Raw genomic sequence first — 4,039 nt, 5'->3', positions numbered from 1 at the left:
GGAGATGCATTCCGGCTTCGCGGCCCTGCGCCGGGAGATGCCGATGGACGTCGCGGCCCATCTGCCGGGGCGGCGCCGGAGCGCGGACTGCGAGGCCGACCTCGCGTATCTCTGCGCGATCTGGCGCGACGCGCGCGCGCGTTTCGGTGCCGAGGGGCCGTTCCTGTTCGGCCGCTTCACGATCGCGGACGCGATGTACGCCCCGGTGTGCACGCGGCTGCGCACCTATGCGGTCCCCCTGGACGCCGTCCCGGGCGCCTATGTCGACGCGGTGCTCGACATGCCCGCGATGCGCGAGTGGTACGCCGCCGCCCGCGCGGAGCCCTGGACGCTACAGCCCTGACCCGTAGCGCCTAGCGGGCCGCCGGGACGGGCTTGCGACCGGGGATCATGCCGGCGGAGGGCTTCGGCCCTGCGGCGGCGTCCAGTTCGGGGAGGGCCGGCTCGGGGAGGGCCGGCTCGGGCGCGACCTCGCCGGGCTCCTCGTCGGGAAGGAGGCCCGCCTCCCGGTAGAAGCGCTCGGCGCCGGGATGGAGGGGCACGGCCAGCCCGGTGAGCGCGTTCCCGGGCACGATCTCGGCCCCGCGCGGATGGCCGCCGGCCAGCAGGAGCTGGGTGCTGGGATGCCACAGCGCGCGCGTGATGCCGTAGACGAGGTCATCGTCCACGTCCTCGCGCACGAGCCACTGGGCGCCGACCGCCAGCGTGCGGGTCGCAGGCACGCCGGGATAGACGCCCTCCGCGATCTCGGTCTCGACGAAGAAGGGGAAGTCGAGGAGGTCCTCGACCTCCGGGCCCGCCAGCTCGACGAGGCGGATCGGCACGCGCGCCGCGGCATCGGCCACGGCCGCGACCGGCTGCCCGGCGACGATGAAGAAGGCGTCGATGCCGCCCTCCGCCAGCCGGTCCGCCGCCGGCCCGGGCCGCAGGTAGCGCGCGTCGACGTCGCTCTCGTCCAGGCCGTGCGCGGCCAGGATCGCGCGCGCCTCGATCAGCGTGCCCGAGCCCTCGTCCCCGAGCGAGACGACCTTGCCCGCAAGGTCCCCGACGTCGTCGATGCCGGCGTCGGCGCGCACGACCAGATGCACCGTCTCCGGATACAGGTTGGCGATGGCCCGCAGCCCCGTCATCGGCGGCCGGCCTTCGTAGGGGCCGGTCCCGGTATGGGCCCAGAACGCGATGTCCGCCTGGCTCATCGCGGATTCGAGCGTTCCGGCCGCCATCAGGTTCAGGTTCTCGACCGAGCCGGACGTCGCCTGCGCGACCGCGATCAGGCCGGGCACGCCGCAGCTGCCGCCGCGCTCGCACGGGCGCGAGCCCGGCGGGTTGCTGATCGCGTTGGCGATCAGCCCGCCGATCGGGAAATACGTCGCCCCCGTGGTCCCGGTGCCGATGCGGAAGAAGCGGAGCTCCTGCGCGAGCGGGGATGCCGTCATCGGTCCCAGGGCCAAGCCCAAGGCCAGCCCGATCGCGACCAGGGCGGCGACCAGGCCGGGGACGAGGCCGGGGAAGAGGCGTCTGGCTGCCGGCACGGATCGAGACTCCGATCGGGTGGGCGGACGGGGCACCATTCCAGGGTACCGCAGATCGGGCCCGTTTTGGGGCGTACCGGGGGCAATCCGGGGGCCGCGCGCGCCGAGACGCACGCCTGTTGCGCAAAGGGCACGGTATTGGCATCCCGCCCGGTCGGCGATAAGGTCGGCGCTGAGGTCGGCGCGGCCGAACGGTTCCCGAGGACGAGACGATGAACGACAATCTCTACGAGCTGTTCCGCAGCCGCTTCCCCGCCGACCCGTCCCGCCCCTTCATCGAGACCGAGACCGGCCGGGTCTGGAGCTACGGCGACCTCCAGGACGTCTCGGGGCACTACGCCCGCCTGCTGGCCTCGCTCGGCGTCGCCAAGGGCGACCGGGTGGCGGTCCAGGTCGAGAAGTCGCCGGAAGCGATCTTCCTCTATCTCGCCTGCCTGCGCGCCGGCGCGGTCTACCTGCCGCTCAACACCGCCTACACGAGGGCGGAGGTCGAGTACTTCCTCGGCGACGCCGAACCGCGGGTGGCGGTGTGCCGCCCCGACCAGGAGACGGGCTTCGCCGAGCTCGCGGCGCGCACCGGCGTCGCCCATGTCCTGAGCCTCGGCCAGGACGGCGAGGGCAGCCTGCCCGACCGGGCGCGGGACCTCGACCCGGACTTCGCGACGGTGCCGGCCGACGCCGACGACCTGGCGGCGATCCTCTACACCTCCGGGACGACGGGGCGGTCCAAGGGCGCGATGATGAGCCATCGCAACCTCGGCTCCAACGCGCTGACACTGCACCGGATCTGGGGCTGGCGCCCCGACGACGTCCTGCTGCACGCCCTGCCGATCTTCCACACCCACGGCCTGTTCGTGGCGACGAACTGCGTGCTGCTGAACGGCACGGGCATGCTGTTCCTGCCGAAATTCGACCTCGACCGGGTGTTCGGCCTGCTCGACCGCGCGAGCGTGATGATGGGCGTGCCGACCTTCTACACGCGCCTGCTGACCGACCCGCGCCTGACGCCCGGGGCGTGCGCGCGGATGCGCCTGTTCATCTCCGGCTCGGCGCCGCTGCTGGCGGAGACGCACCGGGCGTTCCGCGAGCGCACCGGCCACGCGATCCTCGAGCGCTACGGCATGACCGAGACCGGCATGAACACGTCGAACCCGCTGGACGGCGAGCGGGTGCCGGGCACGGTCGGCTTCCCGCTGCCCGACGTCGAGCTGCGCGTCGTCGACGAGAAGACCGGCGCCCCGCTCGGCCCCGAGGAGGTCGGCATCATCGAGGTCAAGGGCCCGAACGTGTTCTCGGGCTACTGGCGCATGCCCGAAAAGACGCGCCAGGAGTTCCGGGACGACGGCTTCTTCATCACCGGCGACGTCGGCAAGGTCGACGCGCGCGGCTACGTCCACATCGTCGGCCGGGCCAAGGACCTCGTGATCTCCGGCGGCTTCAACGTCTACCCGAAGGAGGTCGAGACGGTCGTCGACGCGGTCGAGGGGGTCGCGGAATCGGCCGTGGTCGGCGTGCCGCATCCCGATTTCGGCGAGGCGGTGGTCGCGGTCGTGCTCGCCAAGCCGGGCGCCGCCGGCCCGACCGCGGAGGCGGTGGTCGCCGCCTGCAAGGAGCAGCTCGCGAACTACAAGGTCCCGAAATCGGTGGTCTTCGTCGACGAGCTGCCGCGCAACGCCATGGGCAAGGTCCAGAAGAACCTGCTGCGCGAGCGCTACGCCGGCACCTTCGGGGGCTGATCAGCCCCGGCGGATGTGGAAGGCGAACTCGCCTTCGGCGCGGGTCAGGGACAGCAGCTCGTGCTCGGTCGTGTTGCAGAAGTGGCGGAAGTCGATCTCGGACGCGGGGTCGGTGGTCAGGACGACCACCTCCTCGCCCGGCGCCATCGTGTCGAGCAGGCGGCGGGTGCGCAGGATCGGCAGGGGGCAGGCGAGCCCCCGCACGTCGAGTTCCCTGGTCGCCATCGGCAGTCCCGTCAGTCAGCGAGGGTCGCAAGCTAGCCGGTTCACGCCGCCTCGTCGAGAGGCGGGAATGGCCGGACCTCAGCCGCCCGGAGGGGAGAACAGGGCGCGGCCGCTCATGCCGGAGAGAAGTTCCGCCTGGCCGTCGAGGACGCGGCCGAACACCTTGATCGACTGGCTCACGGGGTCGATGCGCGCGGACAGGCGCGTCACCTCGGCCGGGTAGTCGCGGTCCGTCTCCTCGACGTGGAGCACGAAACCCGTCCCGGCGGCGAGCCAGGTCAGCCAGCGCGACGGCACGATCATCTCGACCTCCAGCTCGCGGTCGTCGAGGATCTCGATCAGCGGCTCGCCCTCGGCGACGTACTGGTAGCGCCTGACGTTCATCGCTGCGACCCGGCCCGGGAAGGGTGCCGCGATCGCGCAGCGTTCCACCATCGCCTTCATCATCGCCGTCTCGGCCTGGGCGGCGGCGAGGCGGGCCTGCGCCGCGTCCAGCTCCAGCGTGCTGACCGAGCCCAGCTTGTCGAGGCGCTTGTTGACCTCGAA

General features: G+C 72.3%; 4 protein-coding genes and 1 pseudogene. 2 read left to right on the top strand and 3 right to left on the bottom strand.

Annotation, left to right across the window (positions count from 1 at the left end; genetic code table 11):
• Positions 1–343, top strand: a 343-nt coding sequence (locus VGO20_RS27710; protein ID WP_327505657.1) for a glutathione S-transferase C-terminal domain-containing protein, incomplete at its 5' end; no start/stop codon positions are given.
• Positions 344–353: 10 nt separating this feature from the next.
• On the opposite strand, the gene VGO20_RS27705 is transcribed toward VGO20_RS27710, so the two are convergent.
• A complete protein-coding gene (locus VGO20_RS27705) occupies positions 354–1,532 on the bottom strand; it encodes a TAXI family TRAP transporter solute-binding subunit (RefSeq protein ID WP_327505656.1) in 1,179 nt (392 codons plus the stop codon).
• 212 nt (positions 1,533–1,744) lie between these two features.
• On the opposite strand from VGO20_RS27705, the gene VGO20_RS27700 reads away from it, so the two are divergent.
• A complete protein-coding gene (locus tag VGO20_RS27700; protein WP_327505655.1) occupies positions 1,745–3,268 on the top strand; it encodes a malonate--CoA ligase in 1,524 nt (507 codons plus the stop codon).
• Here VGO20_RS27700 and VGO20_RS27695 read toward each other — a convergent pair whose 3' ends face one another.
• Together VGO20_RS27695 and VGO20_RS27690 are read right to left on the bottom strand one after the other, a co-directional pair.
• Positions 3,269–3,493, bottom strand: coding sequence for a sulfurtransferase TusA family protein (locus tag VGO20_RS27695; protein WP_327505654.1), 225 nt, complete (start codon positions 3,491–3,493; stop codon positions 3,269–3,271).
• A gap of 78 nt (positions 3,494–3,571) precedes the next feature.
• Positions 3,572–4,039 (bottom strand): annotated as a pseudogene (locus tag VGO20_RS27690) (HlyD family secretion protein); the annotation flags it as partial.

The organism is Arenibaculum sp. (assembly GCF_035998295.1).
In the GTDB taxonomy this organism is placed as follows: Bacteria; Pseudomonadota; Alphaproteobacteria; order Azospirillales; family Azospirillaceae; genus DASYHS01.
The sequence above is the reverse complement of the archived record's forward strand: the minus strand, read 5'-3'. Positions and strand labels throughout refer to the sequence as shown.

What these genes read in the sequence shown, in the direction of transcription:
- VGO20_RS27700 (WP_327505655.1), top strand. Translation starts at nt 1,745, where the DNA reads ATGAACGACAATCTCTACGAGCTGTTCCGCAGCCGCTTCCCCGCCGAC.
- VGO20_RS27695 (WP_327505654.1), bottom strand. Translation starts at nt 3,493, where the DNA reads ATGGCGACCAGGGAACTCGACGTGCGGGGGCTCGCCTGCCCCCTGCCG.